28 protein-coding genes are annotated in these 24,078 nt (G+C 37.2%); 25 read left to right on the plus strand and 3 right to left on the minus strand.

Annotated elements, in window-relative coordinates:
- The first annotated feature begins 48 nt into the window (after nucleotides 1–48).
- The 14 genes from gltX to pflA all read left to right on the plus strand — a co-directional run bounded on the left by gltX (nucleotide 49) and on the right by pflA (nucleotide 14,312).
- Nucleotides 49–1,494 (plus strand): glutamate--tRNA ligase, encoded by a 1,446-nt coding sequence (gene gltX / locus EL194_RS00740; protein WP_003774288.1) that lies wholly within the window; start codon nucleotides 49–51, stop codon nucleotides 1,492–1,494.
- The gene (locus EL194_RS00745) at nucleotides 1,472–2,704 is read left to right on the plus strand and encodes an HD domain-containing protein (RefSeq protein WP_003774289.1); all 1,233 of its coding nucleotides are present in this window, start codon (nucleotides 1,472–1,474) and stop codon (nucleotides 2,702–2,704) included. Before gltX ends, EL194_RS00745 begins: the two co-directional genes overlap by 23 nt.
- Nucleotides 2,705–2,706: 2 nt before the next feature.
- Nucleotides 2,707–3,927, plus strand: coding sequence for an aminopeptidase P N-terminal domain-containing protein (locus EL194_RS00750; protein WP_003774290.1), 1,221 nt, complete (start codon nucleotides 2,707–2,709; stop codon nucleotides 3,925–3,927).
- 97 nt (nucleotides 3,928–4,024) lie between these two features.
- Nucleotides 4,025–4,426: a DUF1934 family protein gene (locus tag EL194_RS00755; protein WP_003774291.1), complete on the plus strand. Its 402-nt coding sequence runs from the start codon at nucleotides 4,025–4,027 to the stop codon at nucleotides 4,424–4,426.
- Between the two features lie 3 nt (nucleotides 4,427–4,429).
- On the plus strand, nucleotides 4,430–4,750 hold the full coding sequence (rpoE, locus tag EL194_RS00760) for a DNA-directed RNA polymerase subunit delta (protein ID WP_003774292.1): 321 nt from the start codon (nucleotides 4,430–4,432) through the stop codon (nucleotides 4,748–4,750).
- 107 nt (nucleotides 4,751–4,857) lie between these two features.
- Nucleotides 4,858–6,480 carry a CTP synthase gene (locus tag EL194_RS00765; protein ID WP_003774293.1) on the plus strand — a complete coding sequence of 541 codons (1,623 nt, stop codon included), beginning with the start codon at nucleotides 4,858–4,860 and terminating at the stop codon, nucleotides 6,478–6,480.
- 27 nt (nucleotides 6,481–6,507) lie between these two features.
- Entirely contained in the window at nucleotides 6,508–7,374 is an 867-nt protein-coding gene (gene fba, locus EL194_RS00770; protein ID WP_003774294.1) for a class II fructose-1,6-bisphosphate aldolase, read from the plus strand.
- 205 nt (nucleotides 7,375–7,579) lie between these two features.
- Nucleotides 7,580–8,332: a formate/nitrite transporter family protein gene (locus EL194_RS00775; RefSeq protein WP_003774295.1), complete on the plus strand. Its 753-nt coding sequence runs from the start codon at nucleotides 7,580–7,582 to the stop codon at nucleotides 8,330–8,332.
- 402 nt (nucleotides 8,333–8,734) lie between these two features.
- Nucleotides 8,735–9,865 (plus strand): betaine/proline/choline family ABC transporter ATP-binding protein, encoded by a 1,131-nt coding sequence (locus EL194_RS00780; RefSeq protein WP_003774297.1) that lies wholly within the window; start codon nucleotides 8,735–8,737, stop codon nucleotides 9,863–9,865.
- On the plus strand, nucleotides 9,858–10,499 hold the full coding sequence (locus tag EL194_RS00785) for an ABC transporter permease (RefSeq protein WP_003774298.1): 642 nt from the start codon (nucleotides 9,858–9,860) through the stop codon (nucleotides 10,497–10,499). Before EL194_RS00780 ends, EL194_RS00785 begins: the two co-directional genes overlap by 8 nt.
- The gene (locus EL194_RS00790) at nucleotides 10,489–11,094 is read left to right on the plus strand and encodes an ABC transporter permease (protein WP_003774299.1); all 606 of its coding nucleotides are present in this window, start codon (nucleotides 10,489–10,491) and stop codon (nucleotides 11,092–11,094) included. The genes EL194_RS00785 and EL194_RS00790 overlap by 11 nt, the downstream gene beginning before the upstream one ends.
- A complete protein-coding gene (locus EL194_RS00795; protein WP_003774300.1) occupies nucleotides 11,091–11,984 on the plus strand; it encodes a glycine betaine ABC transporter substrate-binding protein in 894 nt (297 codons plus the stop codon). The genes EL194_RS00790 and EL194_RS00795 overlap by 4 nt, the downstream gene beginning before the upstream one ends.
- 138 nt (nucleotides 11,985–12,122) lie before the next feature.
- A complete protein-coding gene (locus tag EL194_RS00800) occupies nucleotides 12,123–13,391 on the plus strand; it encodes a UDP-N-acetylglucosamine 1-carboxyvinyltransferase (RefSeq protein WP_003774301.1) in 1,269 nt (422 codons plus the stop codon).
- A gap of 177 nt (nucleotides 13,392–13,568) precedes the next feature.
- Nucleotides 13,569–14,312 carry a pyruvate formate-lyase-activating protein gene (gene pflA, locus EL194_RS00805; protein WP_003774302.1) on the plus strand — a complete coding sequence of 248 codons (744 nt, stop codon included), beginning with the start codon at nucleotides 13,569–13,571 and terminating at the stop codon, nucleotides 14,310–14,312.
- Between the two features lie 32 nt (nucleotides 14,313–14,344).
- Here pflA and EL194_RS00810 read toward each other — a convergent pair whose 3' ends face one another.
- From EL194_RS00810 to EL194_RS00820, 3 genes are read right to left on the minus strand one after another with little or no spacing between them, the layout of a single operon-like run.
- On the minus strand, nucleotides 14,345–15,196 hold the full coding sequence (locus tag EL194_RS00810) for a hypothetical protein (protein ID WP_003774303.1): 852 nt from the start codon (nucleotides 15,194–15,196) through the stop codon (nucleotides 14,345–14,347).
- Nucleotides 15,197–15,742, minus strand: coding sequence for a DUF1700 domain-containing protein (locus EL194_RS00815; RefSeq protein WP_003774304.1), 546 nt, complete (start codon nucleotides 15,740–15,742; stop codon nucleotides 15,197–15,199).
- Nucleotides 15,735–16,055, minus strand: coding sequence for a PadR family transcriptional regulator (locus EL194_RS00820; protein ID WP_003774306.1), 321 nt, complete (start codon nucleotides 16,053–16,055; stop codon nucleotides 15,735–15,737). Before EL194_RS00820 ends, EL194_RS00815 begins: the two co-directional genes overlap by 8 nt.
- A 145-nt stretch (nucleotides 16,056–16,200) precedes the next feature.
- Between EL194_RS00820 and EL194_RS00825 the strand changes: the two genes are divergently transcribed.
- From EL194_RS00825 to prmC, 11 genes are all read left to right on the plus strand, one after another.
- Nucleotides 16,201–16,983, plus strand: coding sequence for a threonine/serine exporter family protein (locus tag EL194_RS00825; RefSeq protein ID WP_003774308.1), 783 nt, complete (start codon nucleotides 16,201–16,203; stop codon nucleotides 16,981–16,983).
- Nucleotides 16,980–17,429, plus strand: a complete 450-nt coding sequence (locus tag EL194_RS00830) for a threonine/serine exporter family protein (RefSeq protein ID WP_003774310.1) — start codon at nucleotides 16,980–16,982, stop codon at nucleotides 17,427–17,429. Before EL194_RS00825 ends, EL194_RS00830 begins: the two co-directional genes overlap by 4 nt.
- Before the next feature lie 30 nt (nucleotides 17,430–17,459).
- A complete protein-coding gene (locus tag EL194_RS00835) occupies nucleotides 17,460–18,362 on the plus strand; it encodes a DUF7916 family protein (RefSeq protein WP_003774311.1) in 903 nt (300 codons plus the stop codon).
- Nucleotides 18,363–18,447: 85 nt separating this feature from the next.
- The gene (locus tag EL194_RS00840; protein ID WP_034886664.1) at nucleotides 18,448–19,725 is read left to right on the plus strand and encodes an APC family permease; all 1,278 of its coding nucleotides are present in this window, start codon (nucleotides 18,448–18,450) and stop codon (nucleotides 19,723–19,725) included.
- 28 nt (nucleotides 19,726–19,753) lie between these two features.
- Complete coding sequence (locus EL194_RS00845; protein WP_003774313.1) at nucleotides 19,754–20,140, plus strand: hypothetical protein; 387 nt, start codon at nucleotides 19,754–19,756, stop codon at nucleotides 20,138–20,140.
- A gap of 181 nt (nucleotides 20,141–20,321) precedes the next feature.
- A complete protein-coding gene (locus EL194_RS00850) occupies nucleotides 20,322–20,738 on the plus strand; it encodes a GNAT family N-acetyltransferase (protein ID WP_003774314.1) in 417 nt (138 codons plus the stop codon).
- A complete protein-coding gene (locus EL194_RS08540) occupies nucleotides 20,738–20,911 on the plus strand; it encodes a hypothetical protein (RefSeq protein WP_003774315.1) in 174 nt (57 codons plus the stop codon). The genes EL194_RS00850 and EL194_RS08540 overlap by 1 nt, the downstream gene beginning before the upstream one ends.
- Nucleotides 20,912–21,122: 211 nt before the next feature.
- Nucleotides 21,123–21,326 carry a 50S ribosomal protein L31 gene (rpmE, locus tag EL194_RS00855; protein WP_003774316.1) on the plus strand — a complete coding sequence of 68 codons (204 nt, stop codon included), beginning with the start codon at nucleotides 21,123–21,125 and terminating at the stop codon, nucleotides 21,324–21,326.
- Between the two features lie 155 nt (nucleotides 21,327–21,481).
- Nucleotides 21,482–22,093 (plus strand): thymidine kinase, encoded by a 612-nt coding sequence (locus EL194_RS00860; RefSeq protein WP_034886764.1) that lies wholly within the window; start codon nucleotides 21,482–21,484, stop codon nucleotides 22,091–22,093.
- Nucleotides 22,093–23,172, plus strand: coding sequence for a peptide chain release factor 1 (gene prfA / locus EL194_RS00865; protein ID WP_003774318.1), 1,080 nt, complete (start codon nucleotides 22,093–22,095; stop codon nucleotides 23,170–23,172). Before EL194_RS00860 ends, prfA begins: the two co-directional genes overlap by 1 nt.
- Nucleotides 23,172–24,023, plus strand: a complete 852-nt coding sequence (gene prmC / locus EL194_RS00870; protein ID WP_003774320.1) for a peptide chain release factor N(5)-glutamine methyltransferase — start codon at nucleotides 23,172–23,174, stop codon at nucleotides 24,021–24,023. Before prfA ends, prmC begins: the two co-directional genes overlap by 1 nt.
- Nucleotides 24,024–24,078: the final 55 nt, after the last annotated feature.

Here is a 24,078-nt window from a genome sequence, read left to right on the forward strand (position 1 = left end):
GACATAACCATGCTATAATAGTATGGAATTTGGAAAGAGGTACTAAAAATGAAAAAAGTTAGAGTAAGATATGCACCAAGTCCAACAGGATTTCTTCATATCGGTAACGCACGTACAGCGTTATTTGATTATTTAGTGGCAAAACACCATGGTGGTGATTTTGTGCTACGTATTGAGGATACAGACATTGAACGTAATGTTGAGGGCGGTGAGGAATCACAACTTTATTTCTTAAATTGGTTAGGGATTGTACCTGATGAATCTCCAGACAAGCCAAAACCAGAATATGCTCCATACCGTCAAATGGAACGTTTAGATATTTATAATGAATATGTAGAAAAATTATTAGCGAGTGGTGATGCTTATAAGTGTTACTGTACAACTGAAGAACTTGATGAAGATTACAAACGTCAAGTTGCGGCAGGACACCAATCAACACGTTACAGTCGTACATGTCTTCATCTTGATGATGAGACGAAGCAACGTTATGAAACAGAAGGCCGTCCTTACTCTGTAAGATTACGAGTACCAACGGATGCGACCTATACGTTTAATGATATGGTTCGTGGAGAAATTTCATTTGAATCAAAAGATATTGGTGACTGGGTTATTGTCAAGTCAAACGGAATTCCTACGTATAACTTTGCGGTTGTAATTGATGACCACTTGATGGAAATCTCACATGTTTTCCGTGGTGAAGAACATATTTCAAATACACCAAAACAAATGATGCTTTATGAAATGTTTGGATGGGATATTCCATTATTTGGTCATATGACATTAATCGTCAATGAAAATGGTAAGAAGTTATCCAAACGTGATAATTCAATCATGCAATACATCAGTCAGTATAAAGATCAAGGTTATCTTCCTGAAGCAATGTTTAACTTTATGGCACTGCTTGGTTGGTCGCCAAAGGGTGAAAAAGAACTCTTTACACATGAAGAACTGATTGCTGAATTTAGCGAAGATCGTTTATCGAAAGCACCATCAATGTTTGATGTTACAAAACTTACATGGATGAATCATCAGTATTTAAAAGAAAAAGAAGATGGTGAATGGTTAAGCTTTGTAAGACCGTTTGCGGAAGCAGCACATGATCTTACAAATAAAGATGAAGCATGGATTGAAAAATGCCTACTTCTCTTTAAAGAGCAATTACAGTATGGTGAAGAAATCGGAACACTTATCGAACCGTATTTCGTAGAACCTGAACTAACCGATTCAGAAAAAGAAGTTTTAGAATGGGAAACAACACCTGTTGTTGCGAAAGCATTCATGAATAACTTACCGGAATCATGGGATGTGGATTCACTTAAAGAAGCATTTAATGCTGCGAAGTCTGAATCTGGACTTAAAGGAAAACCGTTATTTATGGGATTACGTGTTAGTGCAACACATCAAACACATGGACCTGATTTAATGAGTGCGTTATATCTTTTAGGTCGTGACGTTGTTGAAAAACGTTTAAATGAATACATTAATAAAATTTAAACCAACTTCCGAGCACAAGGTTTTACGAGATCCTGTGCACGGATACATTCATGTACATCATCAAGTTATTTGGGATCTGATTAACGCACCAGAGTTCCAAAGACTTAGACGCATCCATCAATTAGGTGGGACAAATCAAGTTTATCATGGCGCAGAACACTCTCGTTTTTCTCATTCTGTTGGGGTTTATGAAGTTGTTCGTCTTATGATTGAAAATGTAAATGGTTTATCCGATACACTTTCTGATTTGGAGCACGTTGCATTATTGTGTGCAGGATTGCTTCATGATGTGGGTCATGGCCCTTTTTCCCATGCTTTTGAGTCCGTTACATCGGTAAATCATGAAACATTTACGGACCGTATTATTTTAGAAGAAACGCATGTTCATAAGATTCTTATCGATGCTCATCCGGAGTTACCACAAATGGTTGCGGATATTATTGCGCATCGTCATTCACGGAAACTCTTAACTCAAATCATCTCGAGTCAATTGGATGCAGATCGTATGGATTATCTTTTGCGGGATTCTTATTTTACAGGTGTAAGTTACGGAGAGTTTGATTTATCTCGAATTTTAAGAACACTTATTGTTATCGATGATAAGCTTGTTGTGAAAGAAAGTGGAATTCATGCCGTTGAAGACTATATTATGGCGCGCTATCAAATGTATTGGCAGGTTTACTTACATCCAACATCACGAAGTTTTGAAATGATTCTATTCGCAATTTTTGAACGCATGAAGGATTTAGTTCATGAGGGAAAAGAATTGGGCGATGAGTTATCATTTTTCAAGCCTTTTGTATCGGGTGGGAAAATTAGTACCCAAGAACATTTTGAATTAGATGAATCAACCTGTTATGCAGGATTTATGTCACTTACCAAATCAAAAGATCCAATCTTAAAAGACTTGGCGTTACGTCTTTTAAATCGAAAACTCTTTAAATATGAAGATCTCGAATCTTCAAAACAAGTAGATACAATTAAAGAACGAGTTCAAAATGCAGGCTTTGACAATCGTTATTATGTTATCAGTGATCAACAATCTCAAATCCTTTACTCCCCTTATGTGGAAAATGGCGAGGAAGGATTATGGGTTGCACTTAAAAACGGTACGCTTGTTGAATTAACCAGCGCATCCTCAATCGTTCGGGGATTCGCAACAGGTGAAAAGAAACAGGACGAAAAGATTTTCTACCCTGAGGAGGTATAATCATGAAAAAACAAACTTATATCAATATTCGTGAAAAGGTGATGAATGAATTGCCTGAAAAGACAGTTACGTTTTTATTCAGCGGATGCGGCGTACGTCGTTCAGCGGATGCAGAATACCCTTTCTCAGCGAATCGAAACTTTTATTATGTAACAGGTATTGAAGAACCGGAAGCGGTTGTTGTCTTTGAAAAAGATAAAAATCATGAAATCTTATTTTTACGAGAAATTAATCCAGATATGGAAAAATGGGTCGGGTATTTCATGACAAAAGAAGAAGCGCAAGCAATTTCAGGAATTGAAGATGTTCGTTACTTTAACGAATTTGATGCATATGTGACGTCTGTATTGGATTCGGGACTTTCAATCGGTGTTGATATGGATCACGACACTATTGGTGATGTTGAACATTCATCAGGACTTGTCTTTGCGGATGCTGTTGGCGAAGAGAATGTTGTCGATGTATTTGAATGTATTGTGCGTTGTCGTCAAATTAAACATCCTGAAGAAGTTGAAGCAATTCGTAATGCGATCGATGTAACCGATCATGCGATCAAAGCGATGGTGGAAGAAATGAAACCTGGTGCGAATGAAAATGATATGGCTGCACGTTTCCTATATGAAGGCAATAAGGCGCATGGTGATTTAATGTTTGACACAATTTGTGCAAGTGGTAAAAATGCTACCGTGCTTCATTACATTTCAAACAATCAACCGTTAAACGACGGAGACCTTGTATTATTAGACTTAGGAATTCGTGTAAATGGTTATGGTGCTGATATTTCTCGTACGTTCCCAATCAATGGAACATTCACACCACGCCAAAAAGAAGTTTACCAAGAAGTCTTGAATACTTTCCACATCATCAATGAATCCGTGAAGCCAGGAATTTCGATTATGGAATTGAATGAAATCTCAAAAGAGACTTTAGGTCAATCATGTATTAAACTTGGTCTTATTGATAACGTTGAAGAAGTAGGTCGTTACTACTATCACAGTATTGGACATTCTCTCGGTCTGGACACACATGATGTTTGGATTGATCGTGGACAACCACTTGTGCCAGGAAATGTTATTACAAACGAACCGGGACTCTATATTGCGGAAGAAGGAATCGGAATTCGTATTGAAACGGACCTTCTTGTAACTGAAAATGGCTGCGAAGATTTAGCCCCACAAATCATGCGAGAAGTAAGTGAAATCGAAGCGTATTTTGTGAAGTAATGTGAATGTAAAATGAAAGTGTGTGTATTGAAGCACACTTTTTTACTTTATGTAATAAACATGTTGACATTGTTGTTCAAAGCCATATAATACATAGGTGAAATACGTAAGGGGGATCTCCATCAAAACTAAAGTCACTATTAAGCAAAAGTCTCGTGATGAATCATTTCATCGAACGGATAACCAAGCCGATTTTATAAACTATGGATTGTATCAACGCATAATGTATGACGAGGAAGACGCATATGTTATTCTTGATTTCACCAATGACGAAGTGTCATTTAAGCGGCAAGGTGAATGGTTAACACAAGGAGTTTTCTGTAAAGGCGAACAAACAGAGTTGCTCGTCTCAAGCGCACAGGGAATTTTGGTGTTCGAGGTTGAAGTAGAAACATTAGAAGTTAGAAGTGGTCTTCTTTATATGAGGTATCATTTGAAGCAAGCTGGGTCACATGTTGATACGCTTGAATTCGAATGTAGGTGGGAACCGGAGGTATAAACTATGTCATCAAAATCATTAAGTGATATTGCATATGAAAAATTAAAGAGAAAACGTAAGGAAATTGTATTTAGTAAATTGTGGAAAGAAGTCGCTGAAGAAGTAAATTTCTCAGAAGAAATTTCAAAAAGAAAAGTGGCATCATTCTATAATGCAATGATGATGGATTCACGATTTATCTCATTAGAAGGAAATAAATGGGATTTACGCGAACGTCATACTTTAGAAAGTTTACAAATTGACCCTGATTTATTAGATACTTACGACGATTATGATGAAGATTTCGAAGAATTTGAGATTGTTCCGAGCATTGAGGAAGAATAATTGAAGTCTTTGGTTGAACTCATATATTAAGTTTGCTAAAATATAAAAGGGCAGCAGCTTCCAAATTTATTGGGAGCTTTTATTTTTGTAGTAGAAGGAGATTAGACATGGCAACAAAGTATATATTCGTAACCGGAGGTGTTGTATCCGGAATTGGTAAAGGAATTATCGCTTCATCGATTGGGCGATTGCTCAAAAATCGTGGCATGAAAGTGTTCATGCAAAAGTTTGATCCATACATTAACGTAGACCCAGGAACAATGTCACCATACCAACATGGTGAGGTTTTCGTAACTAAAGATGGTGCCGAAACAGACTTAGACTTAGGTCACTATGAACGCTTCATTGATGAAGAGTTAACGAGAAATGCCAGCATTACTACAGGTCGTGTCTACTCAAGTGTTATTAATAAGGAACGTAAAGGTGCCTATTTAGGTGCAACAGTTCAAGTTATTCCACATATCACAGATGAAATTAAAAATAAAATCTATGATGCAGGAAAAGAATCGGGAGCCGATGTTGTTATCACTGAAATTGGTGGTACAGTAGGGGACATTGAATCACTTCCATTTTTAGAAGCGGTACGTCAAGTCCATGCGGAAAATAAAACTGAGGATGTTGTGTTTGTTCATACAACACTGATTCCTAAAGTTCCTGCAAGTAACGAATTCAAAACAAAACCAACTCAACATAGTTTTAAAGAGCTTATGTCACACGGTATTAAAGCTAATATTATTGTTACACGTTGTGATGAGCCTTTAACTCAAGATATGAAGAATAAGATTGCGCTTTTCTGTGATGTTAATGACAATGCGATCATTGAATCTCGAAATGTGGAAAACTTATATGAGCTTCCACTTTCATTCCAAGCGCAAGGACTTGATAATTATATTCTTCATAAATTCGGATTAGGTGATTTACCTGCAGCAGATATGACGGAATGGTCAGCAATGATTGACAGTGCAAAAAACCTACAACATAAAGTTAAAATTGGTCTTGTTGGGAAGTACGTTCAACTTCATGATGCTTATTTATCAGTAAGTGAAGCACTTTTACATGCAGGTTATGCATGCAGCAGTGAAATTGAAGTTGAATGGATTGACTCAGCTGAGATTACAGCAGAGAATGTTACTGAAACACTTAAGGGCTTAGATGGTATTCTTGTACCTGGAGGATTTGGATTACGTGGTGTAGAAGGTAAAATTTTAGCCGCGCAATATGCACGAGAAAACAATGTTCCATACTTTGGAATTTGTTTGGGAATGCAAGTAGCGATGATTGAATTTGGTCGTAATGTATGCGATTTAGAAGGTGCACATTCAACAGAACTTGTACCCGAAACAAATTATCCTGTAATTGATCTGATGGAAGACCAATTACAACATACAGATCTTGGTGGGACATTACGTTTAGGTAATTATCCATGTCAACTCGATCATGAGGGTAAAGCATACGGACTTTATAACAATGAAGATGTAATCTTTGAACGTCATCGTCATCGCTATGAATTTAATAATAAATATCGTGAGCAATTTGAGAAGGCTGGAGTACGCTTCAGTGGGTTAAGTCCTGATGGACAATTAGTGGAAATTATTGAGCTTAAAGACCATGATTATTTTGTGGCATGCCAATATCATCCAGAGTTTAAGTCAAGACCAAACCGTTCACATCCATTATTCTATGGATTTGTGAATGCGTCTTTGCAATTTGCGAAAAAAAGAGTAGAATAGATATATAAATAGGAGGAATTTATTATTATGGCATTAGTATCAGCTAAAGGCATTTTGGAAGCAGCACGTGACGGACACTACGCTGTACCAGCAATTAACATTAATAACTTAGAGTGGACAAAAGCAGCTCTTCTTCAAGCAGAAGAAATGAAGTCACCTATCTTGTTAGCAGTATCAGAAGGTGCTGGTAAATATATGACAGGTTACAAAACAATCGTTGGTATGGTAAACGGTATGTTAGAAGAACTAAATATTACAGTTCCTGTAGCATTACACTTAGACCACGGTAGTTTTGAAGGCGCAAAAGAATGTATCGAAGCAGGATTCACATCAGTTATGTATGATGGATCACACTTACCATTCGAAGAAAACTTAGCACAAACAAAAGCAATCGTTGAATTAGCTCATTCAAAAGGTGTTTCAGTTGAAGCTGAAGTAGGTTCAATCGGTGGAGAAGAAGACGGAATCATCGGTACAGGTGAACTTGCAGATCCAGCAGAATGTAAAACAATCGTTGACACAGGAATTGATTTCCTAGCAGCTGGTATTGGTAACATTCACGGTAAATACCCAGAAAACTGGGCAGGTTTAAGCTTTGAAACTTTAGAAGCAATTAAAGCTGCTACAGGAAGCATTCCTTTAGTATTACACGGTGGATCAGGAATTCCTGAAGACCAAATTAAAAAAGCTATTGCATTAGGTGTTTCAAAAATTAATGTGAACACAGAATGTCAATTAGTATTTGCTGAAGCAACACGTAAATACATCGAATCAGGAAAAGATTTAGAAGGTAAAGGATTTGACCCTCGTAAACTCTTAGCTCCTGGTACAGATGCAATCCGTGCTACAGTTAAAGAAAAAATTGAAATGATGGGTTCAGCTAACCAAGCTTAATTCCAATCAATCAAACATTTAAAAACCATCGTGCTCGCAAGGGTCGGTGGTTTTTTTTGTGCAATCATGTCAGATATAAACAAAGTATCGTGAAAGCGAAACAATTTGAAAAATCGATGCCTTAATATTCACAAACTTTAAGCCTGCGCCCTTGTAATGGCTCTATTCTCAACGTAAGATTACATTTGGAACTTGGAGGAGACTTATGTATTCATTAGATGAAACTGTAGAACGTGTATCTGATTTAGGGGTTGTGAAGGTACATAAAACAATGAAGCAACGTTGTATTCTAGGGTTTATTGCAGGAGCAATGATTTCTCTAGGGTATCTCGCATATATTAAAATCGTAGCTACTGTAGATGGTGGTCTTGGAAATGTTTTAGGTGCCAGTGTGTTTCCGATTGGTTTAATTGTGATTTTGCTTGCTGGTGGCGAGTTAATTACAGGAAATATGACTGTGGTAGGTACTTCTTATGCAAATCAAAAAGTTACATTAAAAGAACTCACAATAAACTGGTTTATTATTACAGTCGCAAACTTAGTTGGTGCTGTTTTTGTCGCTTTAATTTTAGGACGTGGTGAATTAAGTCACTACACGGAAACGGTGAACCGCTTAGCAATGGGTAAGGCATCCTATTCACCGATGGCAACGTTAATTTCAGGGATTGGGTGTAACTGGTTTGTAGGTTTATCCGTATGGCTTAATGTCGCGATAAAAGATGGCGCTGGTAAAATCATGGGGATTTGGTTCCCAGTGATGGTTTTTGTATTACTTGGCTTCCAACATAGTGTTGCGAATATGTTTTTATTGACAGCAGGTATGCAAAATGGTGTGATTCAATTTTCTGAATTCGCGTCGAATATTTTCTTTTCCTATATTGGTAATATTATTGGTGGTGCAGTTTTAGTAGGTTATCTTTATACTCATGCATCCCATGAAAAGAATCACAATGCGTGATTCTTTTTTAATATTAAGGGGATAAGTGCTGCTAGAGGTGTTTTTAAGCTCTTTAGCTACGATTTCTCGGCGGTTTGGATTCATGATGCCATAAGAGGTCAACTGTTGCTTATAAGCGCTACAACGACCTTAGAGTCCACTGGGGGTTTATGAATATTAGAATTATAATTTTAAAATTATGCCGCGACGGTCTGTTTCTCTTTGAGGTTATGAGTGGTAAGAAAGTGACGTCAATTTGTCTCGAATTGTATTTTGCGTTATACTATTTATATCGTTATGATAAAAATTATCATAATTGACTCTTAATTAAGTTGTGCTTGAATCAACATTCTGAATGAATTTTAAGGGAAATGTCGCGTACATTTTTTTTTATGCGACAGCATTAAAATAGGAGGAAAATATATGATCGAATACAGAAATGTTAAGAAAGTTTATAACGATAAAGTCGTTATTGAAAACTTAAATCTAACAATAAATCAAGGGGAATTTGTATGCCTTATTGGACCATCAGGCTGTGGTAAAACAACAACACTAAAGATGTTGAATCGGATTATCAAACATGATGGTGGAGAAATATACATTAATGGTCAAAAGATTGATGAGATGAACGTGATTGATTTGCGTCGTAATATTGGTTACGTAATCCAGCAAATTGGTCTTTTTCCAAATATGACACTCGCTGATAATATAGCGATTGTCCCAAGGCTTTTAAAGTGGGATGAAGCAAAGATTGATGAACGGGTAAGAGAATTGATGCCTCTTGTAGGGATGCCATATGAGACGTATGCAAATCGCTATCCATCTGAACTTAGTGGTGGACAACAACAACGTATCGGGGTTCTTCGCGCACTTGCAGCGAACCCACCTGTGATTCTTATGGATGAACCCTTTGGTGCTTTAGACCCTGTTACACGAGATACATTACAAGACGAAGTTAAATCTATTCAAGAAAAATTGGGAATTACCATTGTCTTTGTTACGCATGATATGGATGAAGCAATTAAGATGGCGGATACCATTGTATTTATGGAAGGTGGCAAGATTGTTCAGAAAGCAACACCCGAAGAGATGTTACGAAATCCTGCAACCAAGCAAGTTAAACAGTTTATGGGGAAACAAATGCATGAGAACGGCTCATCCTTTGACTTGACCTGTGGCGACTTAATGAAACCAAATGTTTTTAAAGTATTTGATCGTAGACCAATCTTAGAATGTTTAGGCTTAATGCGTACCCGTGATTTAAACAGTGTTGTCGTTGTGGATGAACATAAAAAGTATTTAGGGGTTGCGTGGATTGATGAGCTTATTTCAAAACGAGATACATACCAACGTGTCGCAGAAGTGGTTGAGAAAAGTGTTCCTGCATTTAATCAAAATGAGGATGCTCAACAAGCAATTGGTGAAATTACTGAAAATAAACGTGATTATGTCATCGTGATTAATGATGATCGTGAAGTTATGGGAATTATTACACGGGGTTCAATTGCACGAAGTCTTACTAATGTGGTTTGGGGTGGTGATAGTAATGAGTAGTGCTATCCTTCCAGAACTTATAAAAGCGATTTTTACCCATATAAAATTTGTGGTGGTTGCGGTAACACTTGGATCAATCATTGCGATCGTTTTAGCGTCAATATTATCCCGTTTTAAAACAATTTCTAAATATATTATGCCTATTATTGGTTTGTTTCAAACCATACCGGGGATCGTTTTTATTGGAGTGCTTTTTGTATATACCGGAATGCGTCCTAAAACAATCTATATCGCCCTTACTGCGTATGCAATTTTCCCGGTTTTAAAAAATACTTATGCTGGCATTTTAGATGTGAATGCAAGTTATGTAGAAGCAGCACGTGGTATTGGAATGACGCAATGGCAATCACTTTTAAAAGTGGAGTTACCGATGGCAGTACCTTCGATATTTGCCGGAATTCGCATGTCGACCGTATATACCGTAAGTTGGGCTGTACTGGCTGCGATGATTGGTCAAGGAGGGCTTGGCGTCTTTATTTATCGCGGAATCGATACCAATGTTCAAGAAACAATTCTTATTGGTGCGATCCCATCTGCTATCCTTGCGATTTTAATGGGATACTTTGTGGATTATCTCCAAACAAAGTTTATGCCTAAAGGACTTACAACAGGAGGTACACAACATGACCGTTAATATGGTATTAGAACATCTATTTCTTGTGTTAGTTTCTGCATTATTTCTACTTATCTTAGGGCTTATTATTGGAATGATTGCTTATGTATATCCGAAATTTAAGAAGCCTATTCTATTACTCGTGGATATTCTTCAGACCATACCGACGCTGGCGATGCTTGGGATTTTGATGGCTTTTTTTGGACCTACAAAGAAAACCGTAATTATTGGCTTAGTGCTCTATTCCCTACTTCCCGTAGTCTTAAATACGGTAACGGGTTTGGAAAGTGTTGATCCAGGAATTCGTGAAGCAGCACAGGGTATGGGTATGACCAAAATTCAAAGATTATTCAAAGTTGAATTGCCGATTGCTTTCCCCTTTATTTTCTCGGGGATGCGGATTGCGGTGGTTACTTCCGTCGGAGTTGCCGTCTTTGGCTCACTTGTCGGAGGTGGTGGTTTGGGATCCATTCTCTATCGGGGAGTTCGAACTCAAAATATGAAATTAATTGGTTACGGAACCCTTGCCTTGATTGTAATATCGCTTGTGATTGATACGGCGATGGGACAATATGAGAAACATCTTAAACTAAAACAAGGGGGTAAAACAATATGAGAAAAAAAATAATCATTTTAATCATCTCCTTACTTTCGCTTAGTGGTTGTGGTAGTCGCCAAGAGGGAGATCTGGTAATTATTGATGGCGATATTGCGGAAATGAATGTCGCAACGTATATGGCTAAAATTATGATCGAAACCTATACAGATTATTCCGTTTATATTCAACCTTCAATGGCATATAATTTAGCTTTTGATCAAATTAAAAGTGGTGCGATGGATATGACACTCAGTTGGGATGGAACGGTATTAACAACGTTTTTAAAACAAGACCCTCAAGATATTCCTTCAAACCAATCATTATTTGACTTCACAAATAAGCTTGCCCAGGAAAAAGCTCAGGTGAAGTTACTTGAACCTTTAGGGTCTGAGAATTCATATGTGGTGGCGGTAACCGATGATTTAGCGGAAACGTATAACTTAAAAACAATTTCTGATTTAAAGCCGATCGCTAGTGAACTCATTTTTGCGGCAGAACATTCTTTTTTTGATGATAATGGATCGGTTCGTTATAAGCCGTTAACGAAGTTTTATGATATGGAGTTTAAAGAAGCAAACTCAATTGATATTGGTTTAAAACTTGCGGGATTGGATAGCGATAATATGGATGTTACGCTTGTGACAAGTGCAGATGGAATGGTGAACCGTTATCCGGTAACGATGCTTGAGGATGATTTGAATTTCTTTCCTCGTTATCAATCGGCATTCCTCGTTCGTTCGGATTTAGAAAAAGATTTCCCTGGCGTTGAAGCAGTATTGGAAAAAATATCGAATTCGATAACGACCGATGAATCGCGTCAACTAAACTATCGTGTAGATGTGGAAGTTAAAAACCCGGAAACAGTAGCTCGAGACTTTTTGATTGAGAAAAATTTAATTAATAAGTGATGAAATAATTCCTAAATACCTATGTACCATTGCGAAAGAGATATTTAAAGATTATGAATATCAAATGAGAGATGGTGGATAGGTATATTTTCTATTCATTATCGGTTATAATATCAATGGACAAAAGGAGTTGTTTGAATGGCAAAAGTTATAAAAATTGAAGGTGGACATCGATTAAACGGCAAGGTAAGAATTAGTGGAGCAAAAAATGCTACTGTAGCATTGATTCCTGCAGCCATTCTCGCATCTGATAGTGAAGTTAATATTTATGGCGTCCCGAATATTTCGGACGTTGAATCTTTATCAGTATTATTAAGAGAACTTAATGTAAATGTATCCTCACCAACCCCTGATCACTTCCAAATTGATACTACAGGTATGAAAAATGTGGATTTAGATCATGAAGCAGTTACAAAATTACGTGCATCATATTATTTTATGGGAGCACTTTTAGGAAAATATCGTTATGTGAAAATGCAAATGCCGGGAGGATGTTATTTAGGACCTCGACCTTTTGATTTACACTTAAAAGGATTTGAAGCACTAGGTGCTTCAATTGAATATAAACATGGTTTTTATGAAATTTCAGCAGAGCGTCTAATTGGTGCGAAAATCTATCTTGATTTTCAATCTGTTGGGGCAACAATCAATATTATGCTTGCAGCGGTTTTAGCTGAAGGTAAAACGATTATTGAAAATGCTGCGAAAGAACCTGAAATTATTGATGTCGCAAACTTTTTAAATAAAATGGGTGCAAACATTCGTGGTGCGGGTACAAACGTGATTACCATTGAAGGCGTCGAACGTTTGACTGGAAAACCACACGAAATGATTCCAGATCGCATTGAGGCAGGAACTTATATTATTATGGCGGCAGCAGCTGCAGATGATATGACAATTGAAAATATCATTCCACAACACTTAGATGCTTTAATCTCGAAATTAATTGAGATGGGTGTTGATATTGAAGTGGGTGTGGATTATGCACGTATTCGCAAATCTGAGAAACCACTTGAAGCAATCGATATCACAACGCAAACCTATCCAGGATTCGCAACGGATCTCCAACAACCGCTTACGGCTTTGCTTACACAAACGCAGGGTCATTCTACGGTTAAAGAAACAATCTATGCGGAACGTTTTAAACATTGTAATGAGTTAAACCGTATGGGAGCAAGCATTCAACTGATGCCTGCACAAGCTTCAATTGAAGGTCCTTCAAAATTATATGGATCTAAAGTAGAAGCAACGGATTTACGATGTGGTGCATGTCTTGTGATTGCAGGACTTATCGCTGAGGGCGTAACAGAGATTAGTGAAATTTATCATATTGATCGTGGCTACGATGATATTGATAACAAACTAACATCTTTGGGCGGCGTTATTTGGCGTGAAGAGAAAGCGTAATTTTAAATCTTAATCTTTGTGAAATCAAAACGTTTGTATACAAATTACAAACGTTTTTTTGTGAAATACGTGAATTTGTGAACATTGTTATTTTGGTAAACGCTTACAATATGAGCCTTAGTCATATACATTTTTAGATATATGATACACTTGTATTACTAAAAAGGAGATGTGACCATGAAAGACTCTAGAACCGGTTATGTTCGTAAATTTGAAACAATGGGAATGGTGGACGGACCGGGAATTCGTACCATTGCATTCTTATCAGGATGCCCATTACGTTGTTTATTTTGCCATAATCCTGATATGTGGAAAACTGATCCGGAAGATGCCATTACCGTTGATGAATTAATGGATAAACTTCGTCGATTCAAGCCTTACTTTGGTGAAGATGGAGGGGTAACTTTCTGCGGTGGTGAACCGTTAAATCAACCCGAATTTTTATATGAAGCAATGAAAGCTTGTAAAGCAGAGGGAATTAGTACGTGTTTGGATACTTCAGGGTTTGGCCGTCCCGATACTTTTGATGATATCCTAAGTGTTACGGATACGATTCTTTATGACATTAAAGGACTTGAAGAAAAAAAATATCGTGAGATGACCAGTGCTCCGATTCGTGTGACACATCAATTCCTTGAAAAAGCTCAAGAACACGGTGTCGCAACGTGGATTCGAGTTGTGATAGTCCCAGGATTCCACGATACCTATGAATACATGGATGAACTTGCGGAATACATTGCACCACTCAATAATATAGAACGTATTGAATTACTGCCTTATCATACAATGGGTGTAAATAAGTATGAACTGATTGATAAGGAATATCCACTTGAGGATGTACCGCCCATGAACCGTGATGTATGTGCGGATTTACAAACTTATTTACGAGAAAAAGTTGAAACATTACGCAAAGAATTATAAAAAAGACCTGTTCATATGAACAGGTCTTTTTCTTATTTCACTACCAGAGTATTGCTTAAACCGTTTGATTCGTAAGTGATTGTGAACCCATCTGTTCCATGTTTGAAATGATGTTGGAGGGCTCCAAGGGTACTTTGTTTCTGACTATCATTAAGATTTGAATACGAGTTACTCATGCCATTCATTGTGACAGAATAAGATCCAGATGTTCCATGTGGAAATTCTGTATAAGTAGCCATAGCATCCGATTGAATGTTTAAATTTCCAATAACAGAGGTAATGTAAGCCGAAGTATTTAAACCATTAAGTTTAATGGTACCAGCACCATCATTTACCGTTAATTTCGCATTCATACTGTCCACTTCAAAATCAGCGACAAGTTTGTTTGCGGTAATGTTTGTGTTCATTCCATCAATGGAATAGGATCGTAAGACATCATCACCAAGACCTTCGAGAAGGATATTTGATTTGATGGTATCGATATGCATCTTGCCTTTGTAGGAAGCAGGAATTTCAATTTCAAGTGAATCAAAATTAGTGATATCACATTGTCCGAAGGTACATGTGCTTGGGATTGTCGCAACAGTAAGGGTTTTGTTGTTTATCTCACTACGATATTGCTCAAGACTACCAAATCCTTTTACGGTAATTTCAGGGTGATTAACATATTTTACGGTTAAAGTATTGATCTGTCCGGTCTCAATGTTGATATCGTTGACCGCTTCGTTGAAGACGTGTTTAACTTCTTGATAACTACTTTGGTTTGCTTCAGAAGCACTGTCATTTAATACGTTTTTTAAAGGGATTCCTATTGCGAAGCTTAGACATAATAAGCCACTGACTACAAGCACAATGGGTATCCAAATTTTTCGAATGTTTTTCATCTATGTTTTTCCTCCTAAATTCGATTTAAAGAAATTTTTGACACAATAATTGAGACCTCGAAACCCGAATAAAGTAAGCCAAGTCATACCAATTCCGAGAAGGAACAATCCAAGTGATGCGAGTGCGAGAAGACCAAAGGTTGGAATTGTAACCATAGGGAGGACACCTCCAAATAGTAAGGGGATTGAGCAGAATGTAAGGACAACTCCAGATATAAAGAAGGCAAATAAAACAGCATACACTGCTAGTACTGGTCCAATAAGAATTATTGCGATAAATACTTTTAGAAGTACTGTCATGATAGATGTCGATGAAGCACTGTTTAGTTCATGGTGTGGTGGTTCTTCATAAATTATTCCGCCCGTATATTGTCGTGCCATTTCGATCGGATCACCAAGTGTTCTTGATATTTCAATTTCATCTTTGCCTTCAGCAAGTCCAAATTCAAAGTGCTCATGTACGTCTTGAATAATATCGTCGATTTCATTTTGTGGTAAAATCTGTAGATTTTTTCTGAGTATGTATAAGTATTCGTTTTTAGTCATGGTTTTCTCCTCCCAACAGTTCATTTACATGGCCGGTAAATACGTACCATTCATCGATGCGTGCTTTTGTATATGTTTTTCCACGATTGGTTAATTCATAATATTTTCGTGACGGCCCTTGAGATGATTCAACAAGTTTTGTGGAAACATAACCGTCATCTTTAAGTCGTTTTAAAAGTGGATAAATTGTACCCTCAGTAATTTTGATGGTTTCGGAAATTTTACTGATTAATTCATAGCCATAATATTCTTTTTGAGATAGGAGAGATAGAACACAAAGTTCTAAGACACCTTTTTTAAATTGAGTATTCATATGTTCACCTCGTTAATACAATATATCACACAGTACCTTTCTATGCTAGGTAGTGTTTTGTAATTTATTTCTCACTTGTATTTAATTGGGGAATAATGAGCTATCACGATGATGTTTAAGGTATAATAAAGTTAGATTAAGAAGTATGAAAGGAAATTCAATGGAAAAGACCGAGTATGAAATATTATTAGATGCTTGTATTTTAGCGGGTAAACTTATGATGGAAAATGGTGCGGAAATGCATCGCGTTGAAGATACCATGAACCGTATTTTGGAATCCAAACAAGGTGAGGGTGCTGGTGTTAGTTTTGTCCTACCTACCGGTATTTTTGTGACGACTTCAGATGGGGAACAAATAAAAATGAAGCGAATCCAAAAACGTCGCAGTAATTTAGCCAAGTTGGCAGATGTAAATCAGTTATCGCGTCTTTTTAGTGCAAATCAAATTGATGTTTATGAACTGTACTCAAGTCTTAAAGAGATAAATAGTGATGCTATGCAATATCCTGTTTGGATGAAATATGTTGCTGCTGCATTTGTGAGTGCGTTTATGATGTTAATTTTTGAAGGGTCTCTTTTTGATTTTCCGATTACGATGCTTCTGGGTACAATCGGATTTGGAATTCATTATTATGCATCCAAGAAATTGAATGTTAAGTTTATTGCGGAATTTATTGCTTCTTTTAGTATCGGTATTTTAACAATTTGTCTCCAGAGAAAAGGATTTATTGTTGATTTTGAGACGGTTATTATTGGAAGTATTATGTTAATGGTTCCAGGAATTCCCATCATGAATTCGATCCGTGATTTTCTCGTAGGGAATACAATATCGGGAACCGTATTTATGGTTGAGGCATTGTTTATAGCGATTATGATTGGGTCGGGAATTATGGCATCGCTTCAAGTAATGGCGGGGGTGTTTGTATGATGACAATTGTTATTCAACTTGTGAGTGCTTTTGCGGCAGCACTGGGTTTTGGAATTATTATTGATGTTCCGAAGCGTGCTTTATTCTGTTGTGGAATTACAGGTATGATGGGTTGGATTGTGAATTGGAGTTTGATTCAAAAGAGTTTTGATGCGACCCTAGCAATTTTTATTGGTGCTGCAACGGTTTCGATGCTTTCGATGCAATTTGCGAAGTATTTAAAGATGCCAACCACAGTTTTTAATATTCCAGCAATTTTTACACTCGTTCCAGGGATTATGGCTTATCAAACGGTGAAGGCTTTTATTGGAGCAGATTATATTTTAGGTATTGAGTTGCTTGTTCGAACATTTACCTTGTCTGTAACGATTGCGATTGCGATTGTTATGACGGAGGTAATCTATCGACTTATAGTTCGGATAATTCAACGGAATTTTTGTAGTTAGTCATAGATTAAAACAAAAGGGGGAAATATAATGGGTAAACGAATTTTAGATTGTACTGCCAGTGATTTTCGTTCAATGGATGGGGAGAGCCTAAAAACAGCGATTAAGGCGGCAGAGGGCCGTACGATTTGTTCTGAAAATGTTGTTTTTGGATCTGTGCAAGGTGGCATCACGAATGCGGAAGTCGCCAGAGCTTTTGGAGCAGATTTAATCCTTCTTAATGGATTTGATACACTTAATCCATTCATTGCAGGTCTTGATGATTGTGAAACTCAAGATACTATTCAAAAACTTAAAGAATTAGTAGGACGTCCAATTGGAGTAAACTTGGAACCTGTGGATTTCAACGCGGAAATGTTAGAAGCGCAAGGAGTGATTGCAGAAGGTCGCATGTGCTCTGAAAAAACACTTAAAGAAGCTGCAAATCTTGGGTTTGATTTTATCTGTCTTACAGGAAATCCTGGAACCGGTGTTACTAATCATGAAATTGCGAAAGCAATTCGAAGTGCTCGTAAACATTTTGGGGGATTAATCATCGCCGGCAAAATGCATGGTGCTGGGGTAGATGAATCCGTTGTTCCAGATTCAGAAACAATTAAGGCATTTTGTGATGCGGGAGCAGATGTGATTTTGATGCCAGCAGTTGGGACTGTACCAGGATTTACAGATGAAGAACTCATTCGTGCAATTAAGATTGTGCATCAACATCAAGCACTGGTCCTCACTGCAATAGGAACAAGTCAAGAAGGTTCAAGTAAGGCTGTTATTGAGAATATCGCAATTCGAAACAAAATAGCAGGTGCAGATATCCAGCATATTGGGGATGCGGGTTATGGAGGTCTTGCTCTTGTGGAAAACATCTTTGCACTCTCAGTAGCAATCCGTGGAATTCGTCACACCACAACAATCATGTCCCGATCCATTAACCGTTAATACAAATAATATAAAAAAGATATCCATTTTAACTGATTTCGTTTATCATTAAGTATAAATTCATTTTTCAGTTAGGATGGTAGACATGAAGAAAAAACTCGGATTATTCAGTATCGTACTATTAGGAATTAACGCTATTATCGGTTCAGGTATTTTTCTTTTACCGAATAAAGCGATGGCACTTATGGGAACAGCAAGCTTAGCTGTGTTTATTTTTAATATGTTTGTTGTGATGAGTATTGGATTGTGTTTTGCGGAAGCGGCAACGTATTTTAATAAAAGTGGTGGACCATATGTTTATGCGAAAGAAGCATATGGTGACTTCATAGGATTTGAAGTTGGTTTTATCAAGTGGGCGATCTGCATCATTGCTTGGGCCACAATGGCTGTGGCATTTGCGACAGCACTTGGACAAATTGTTCCAGCAGCTCAAGATCCAATGATCCAAAATATTGTAGTCGTTTGTATTCTAGTTGGACTTGGTATTGTGAATATAATCGGCGTCAATGTATCAAAAATCCTCAATAATGTGGTGACGGTTTCAAAACTGGTACCGATGATTATTTTTATTTCCTTGGGTATCTTTTTTATCAAGCCAAGTAACTACAGTCCAGTATTTATAGAAACAACTGGTAATTTTGGGAAAACATCCCTGTTATTGTTTTATGCGTTTACAGGATTTGAAAATATTGCGGTGGCTGCAGAAGATATGGAAAATCCGCAAAAGGATTTACCTAAGGCGACTGTGATCGTTATGATCATTGTTTCACTGTTCTATTTTTTCATACAATTTGTTTCGATTGGGATTTTAGGTCCAGAACTCGCTCATATCCCTGCACCGATTCAAACGGCTATGGGTATGATACTTGGGCCATTTGGATCTTCCCTTGTTGCGGCAGGTACGCTTGTTTCGATTGGTGGTATCAATATTGCAAATTCATTTGTGACACCACGATGTGGCGTTGCACTCGCAGATGATGGTTTATTACCGTCGTTTATCGGTAAACGCAGTAAACGTGACACACCGACGTATGCGATCTTAATCTCGGTAGGTATTGCGATTCCTGTTGCGTTATCGGGAAGTTTTGCCACACTCGCTGCAATAAGTGTTGTCTCTCGTTTTGCGCAATACATTCCAACATGCCTTTCGGTATTGGTATTCCGTAAAAGAAATCAACCTACTGAGTTTGATTTTAAAATTCCATTTGGACCTGTAATTCCGATTTTCGCGATAACCGTTAGTTTTTGGATGTTGTCACAAGCAACACTAGAACAACTTCTTTGGGGACTTGCTGGGCTGCTCATTGCAGTTCCATTCTATTTCATCATGAAAAAAAACCGACAGGATCAAATCAAGATCTGATTTCACTAAAAGAAGGGAAGGAATCAAAATGAAAAGAATTAAAGATCATCTTTCTTTGTTTACACCGATTTATGTCATTATTATGATTGGCCTAGGTTGGCTTATTTGTTCCAGCACGGGTGATTTTTTCTTCATTACAACTTACCTCCTTTACATTGCTATCATTATGGCGGGAGTGGGCGTGATTAAATATGACCGCCATAAAATACCAGACATAGAAACGGATATCCTTAAAAAAGAAGTTCGTTTTTTGGGCGCGTTTCTACTATGTTTACTTGGGGTAAGTATTATTTCTTTATTCACCCACATTATAGAACCTGCCTACGCATTGGTTCTATTGCTTCTTGTTGGTGTAGGGTCTATTGATTTTACGATAAAATATAAAGAATTAAAAAAAAGAACAAGACTGCGTTGAAGTGAATTGATCAAAATAAAAATACCGTTAGGCATCATAACGGTATTTTTATTTTATTAAGTATAGTTTTAAAACAACCTAAAACAGGTAAGGACACACCTGTCATGAAATTGATTGTTGGATATGGGTTGTGTAAGCATTTCATAAAGCATACAATAAACATAAAGGCGGTGATACATGTATGATTACCTATAAACAAAACGTAGACCTTGAATTAAACGATGTATTAAAACTATACAATGATGCAGGTTGGTATGCTTACACCAATAACCCTGAAAAACTTATGCGTGCGATTAAAAATTCGATGATTACACTAACTGCTTGGAATGGGAATCAACTGGTTGGTTTGATTCGCGCTGTTGGTGATCAAGAGACAATTCTTTACATTCAAGATTTGCTCATTCTTAGTGATCGTCAACGTCAAGGAATCGGAAAAACATTGTTGCTTACACTTTTATCGCTGTATCCCGATGTTAGACAGACTGTATTAATTACGGATAACAATCCAAAGTTAATTGCTTTTTATAAAAGTGTTCCGATGAAATTCATAGAGGATGCACAAGGGAAATGTTTCGTAAAATATCGAAAGGAGATATAATGAAAGAACAAGGTTATGGTGTTGGATTTGGATTAATCTTTGGAACGATACTCGCAGTTTTTATAAATCTATTTTTTAATATCCCGTTGATTTATGCAATGGTGGCAGGACCAAGTATAGGGCTTATATTGGGGATTGTCATTGAAAATATTATTAATTCGCAAAAAAGTTAATGCTGCTTAGAGCTCATCTAAATTTGCAAATAAGGCTTAAGTAGACGCTATAAAAGCATTCTTTTCAGTTCAGAAAAAATATAGGATTTTAAGCATAAAAATTTCATGGAATGCATAAGCGTTTTTTATTGCGCTTTACTATTGGATATGCTATTATAACTTAGCACTTATCTAAAGTGAAAAAACTTTAGGCGGAAGGAGACATGTACATATGAAAAAAGGAATTCATCCAGAATACCACCAAACAAAAATTGTTTGTTCATCTTGTAATACTGAAATTGAAGTTGGTTCAACAGCAACAGATCTACGTGTAGATACTTGCGCAAACTGCCATCCTTTCTATACAGGTAAACAACGTTTTGCTAATGCAGCTGGACGTATTGACAAGTTCAATAAGAAATATGGTATAAAATAAGGTTCAACCTTATAAACAATGAAAAGAGTGTTGGCGACAACGCTCTTTTTTATGAGTAAATTATGAAATGTAGAAATATAGTGTTATTTTTAGGACTTTGTGTATAAATTTTGTTAAAATACGATAGAATAATAATGATGAGGTGAAAGAATATGATGTATCATCAATATCAAGAGGGTTATATCGAAGTCATTACCGGTTGTATGTTTGCTGGGAAGACAGAAGAGTTAATTCGTCGTATTAATGTTTTAAAATTTGCACATAAAAACATTATTGTTTTTAAGCCAGCTGTGGATAATCGCTACAGTGACAGTAAGGTCGTTTCGCATGCGGGAACTAGCGTGCAAAGTGTTGTAGTTGATAAGGCGACAGACATCTTAAAATACGTTACTAAAGAAACGGATGTTGTTGCAATTGATGAAGTTCAATTCTTTGATGAAGAAATTGTTAAGGTGTGTGACCATCTTGCCTTAGAAGGCAAACGCGTAATGGTAGCAGGTCTTGACATGGATTTTCGTGGTGAACCTTTTGGCGTAATTCCTAAATTAATGACTACTGCAGAGTTTGTTACAAAACTTACAGCGGTTTGTACTGAATGTGGCGCACCTGCGACACGTACACAACGTTTAGTAAATGGAAAACCGGCATCCTATCATGATCCAGTTGTCATGATTGGAGCAAGTGAATCGTATGAAGCACGATGCCGTCATGACCATATTGTTTTGGATAAACCTCAAATTAATGGAAATAGCGAAGGTGATAAATAATGATGGAAAAAACAATGAGAGACCGTCTTGAGAAGATTCAAGCACGTGATGAAGAAATCACAGAAATGATGATGTCCTCAGAAGTGTTGTCGGATCGTAAAATGATGGCCAAATTAGGTAAAGAACAATCGTCTATGCAGCAAGTCTTGCATGCATACCGACAATTCTTAGAAGCAGAAGACTTTTTCACGCAAGCACAAGAAATGCTTGCTGTCGATGAGCCTGAGTTGCAAGAACTTGCAGCAATGGAATCTGCAGAATACTCTGAAAAAATGGTAAAAATTATCGAAGAACTTGAAGTTCTATTGGTTCCAAAAGACCCATCAGATTCGTTTGATGCAATTGTGGAAATTCGTGGAGCAGCGGGTGGCGATGAAGGAAATATCTTCGCAGGTGACTTATACCGTATGTACACCCGATATGCAGAAAGTCTTGGATACAAATACGAATTGATTGAAGCAATGGATGCTGAAGCGGGCGGATATTCTTTAATTTCTTTCGTTGTGAAAGGTGCGGAACCATTCCGTCACTTTAAATTTGAGTCGGGAGCACATCGCGTTCAACGTGTACCGAAAACAGAAACACAAGGTCGTATCCATACTTCAACTGCTACAGTTCTCGTTTTAGCGGATGTTGAAGATGAAGAAATTGATATTGACCCTAATGATCTTGAGATTGATACAATGCGATCATCAGGAGCTGGTGGACAACACGTTAATAAAACGGACTCAGCTGTTCGTATCGTTCACAAACCTACAGGGATTGCAGTTAAGTGTCAAGATGGTCGTTCACAACACGATAATAAAGATAAAGCGATGCGTCTTGTTCGTGCTCGTGTTTATGAAGAACATCAACGTCGTATTCAAGAAGAACGTCATGGTGAACGCCAATCTAAAGTTGGTACCGGAGCGCGTTCTGAAAAAATTCGTACATATAACTATCCACAAAACCGTGTGAGTGATCACCGTATTGGATTAACATTACAAAAATTAGACATAATTATGGAAGGTAAGTTGGATGAAATTGTGAATGCTCTTCTTGAGCAGGAACAAAAAGAAATCCTTGAACAAGGTGCTTAATGACTTATAAAGATTTAGTTAATGAGGGAACAGAGATTCTCGACAAAGCAAATATATATACGGGCTTCGCTCGTGTTTTAATGCTTGAACTCTTACGCGATAAAGATTTAGATATGTTTGCTATTTATAATGAAGAGGTTGAGGCTGTTTTCACTAACGAATATCGAAATAAGATTAATCAATTAACTACCGATGAACCTTTAGGATATGTCTTAGGATATGAGTGGTTTTATGGTTATAAGCTGTTTGTGAATGAGGGCGTACTGATTCCTCGTTCAGAAACAGAAGAACTTGTTGGTCATCTATTATCCGATATTGATGCACATTTTGATACACCCGTAATTGCGGATGTCGCATGTGGAAGTGGTGCTATTGGCATTGCTTTAGCAAAAGAATTAAACTTAAAAGTTTATGCTTCCGATATTAGTGAAGAAGCATTGGAAGTAGCACGCCGTAATGCGGATTACAACCAAGCAGATATGGAGATTATGCAAGGGGATATGTTAGAGCCTTTAATTGAGAAAAATATTAAGCTCGATGTTCTAGCATGCAATCCACCATATATTAAAAATACAGAACATATTCAAACTTCGGTATTGAACAATGAACCTCATGTTGCCTTATTTGGTGGTGAGGATGGTTTGTTTTTCTATCGTAAGGTATTTGAAAAGGCACATCTTGTTTTAAACGATAAGGCAGTGATGGCTTTTGAGATTGGTTTTGATATTGGGGAAGCAGTTGTTGCGTTAGCTCAAGAATTTTTTAGTGACGCTAAGATTGTGCTTCGTCAAGACATCAACGGCCTTGATCGTATGGTCTTTGTCTACAAAGGTATTAATCACGAAGATTAGTATCTTTTTTTTGGGGATGTGTGTGATAAAATAGACGTAGAGAGTAGAGGAAACG

The sequence above is a fragment of the Erysipelothrix rhusiopathiae genome, assembly GCF_900637845.1.
Classification (GTDB): domain Bacteria; phylum Bacillota_I; class Bacilli_A; order Erysipelotrichales; family Erysipelotrichaceae; genus Erysipelothrix; species Erysipelothrix rhusiopathiae.

Bases quoted from the DNA above. Each gene is read 5' to 3' on its own strand.
- fba (WP_003774294.1), top strand. From the start codon at position 6,508: ATGGCATTAGTATCAGCTAAAGGCATTTTGGAAGCAGCACGTGACGGA.
- EL194_RS00780 (WP_003774297.1), top strand. From the start codon at position 8,735: ATGATCGAATACAGAAATGTTAAGAAAGTTTATAACGATAAAGTCGTT.
- pflA (WP_003774302.1), top strand. From the start codon at position 13,569: ATGAAAGACTCTAGAACCGGTTATGTTCGTAAATTTGAAACAATGGGA.
- EL194_RS00765 (WP_003774293.1), top strand. From the start codon at position 4,858: ATGGCAACAAAGTATATATTCGTAACCGGAGGTGTTGTATCCGGAATT.
- EL194_RS00860 (WP_034886764.1), top strand. From the start codon at position 21,482: ATGTATCATCAATATCAAGAGGGTTATATCGAAGTCATTACCGGTTGT.
- EL194_RS00825 (WP_003774308.1), top strand. From the start codon at position 16,201: ATGAAAGGAAATTCAATGGAAAAGACCGAGTATGAAATATTATTAGAT.
- EL194_RS00815 (WP_003774304.1), bottom strand. From the start codon at position 15,742: ATGACTAAAAACGAATACTTATACATACTCAGAAAAAATCTACAGATT.
- EL194_RS00795 (WP_003774300.1), top strand. From the start codon at position 11,091: ATGAGAAAAAAAATAATCATTTTAATCATCTCCTTACTTTCGCTTAGT.
- EL194_RS00785 (WP_003774298.1), top strand. From the start codon at position 9,858: ATGAGTAGTGCTATCCTTCCAGAACTTATAAAAGCGATTTTTACCCAT.
- prfA (WP_003774318.1), top strand. From the start codon at position 22,093: ATGATGGAAAAAACAATGAGAGACCGTCTTGAGAAGATTCAAGCACGT.
- gltX (WP_003774288.1), top strand. From the start codon at position 49: ATGAAAAAAGTTAGAGTAAGATATGCACCAAGTCCAACAGGATTTCTT.
- EL194_RS00830 (WP_003774310.1), top strand. From the start codon at position 16,980: ATGATGACAATTGTTATTCAACTTGTGAGTGCTTTTGCGGCAGCACTG.
- EL194_RS00810 (WP_003774303.1), bottom strand. From the start codon at position 15,196: ATGAAAAACATTCGAAAAATTTGGATACCCATTGTGCTTGTAGTCAGT.
- EL194_RS00840 (WP_034886664.1), top strand. From the start codon at position 18,448: ATGAAGAAAAAACTCGGATTATTCAGTATCGTACTATTAGGAATTAAC.
- EL194_RS00835 (WP_003774311.1), top strand. From the start codon at position 17,460: ATGGGTAAACGAATTTTAGATTGTACTGCCAGTGATTTTCGTTCAATG.
- prmC (WP_003774320.1), top strand. From the start codon at position 23,172: ATGACTTATAAAGATTTAGTTAATGAGGGAACAGAGATTCTCGACAAA.
- EL194_RS00850 (WP_003774314.1), top strand. From the start codon at position 20,322: ATGATTACCTATAAACAAAACGTAGACCTTGAATTAAACGATGTATTA.
- EL194_RS00800 (WP_003774301.1), top strand. From the start codon at position 12,123: ATGGCAAAAGTTATAAAAATTGAAGGTGGACATCGATTAAACGGCAAG.
- EL194_RS00775 (WP_003774295.1), top strand. From the start codon at position 7,580: ATGTATTCATTAGATGAAACTGTAGAACGTGTATCTGATTTAGGGGTT.
- EL194_RS00790 (WP_003774299.1), top strand. From the start codon at position 10,489: ATGACCGTTAATATGGTATTAGAACATCTATTTCTTGTGTTAGTTTCT.
- rpmE (WP_003774316.1), top strand. From the start codon at position 21,123: ATGAAAAAAGGAATTCATCCAGAATACCACCAAACAAAAATTGTTTGT.
- EL194_RS00820 (WP_003774306.1), bottom strand. From the start codon at position 16,055: ATGAATACTCAATTTAAAAAAGGTGTCTTAGAACTTTGTGTTCTATCT.
- rpoE (WP_003774292.1), top strand. From the start codon at position 4,430: ATGTCATCAAAATCATTAAGTGATATTGCATATGAAAAATTAAAGAGA.
- EL194_RS00845 (WP_003774313.1), top strand. From the start codon at position 19,754: ATGAAAAGAATTAAAGATCATCTTTCTTTGTTTACACCGATTTATGTC.
- EL194_RS00750 (WP_003774290.1), top strand. From the start codon at position 2,707: ATGAAAAAACAAACTTATATCAATATTCGTGAAAAGGTGATGAATGAA.
- EL194_RS00745 (WP_003774289.1), top strand. From the start codon at position 1,472: ATGAATACATTAATAAAATTTAAACCAACTTCCGAGCACAAGGTTTTA.
- EL194_RS08540 (WP_003774315.1), top strand. From the start codon at position 20,738: ATGAAAGAACAAGGTTATGGTGTTGGATTTGGATTAATCTTTGGAACG.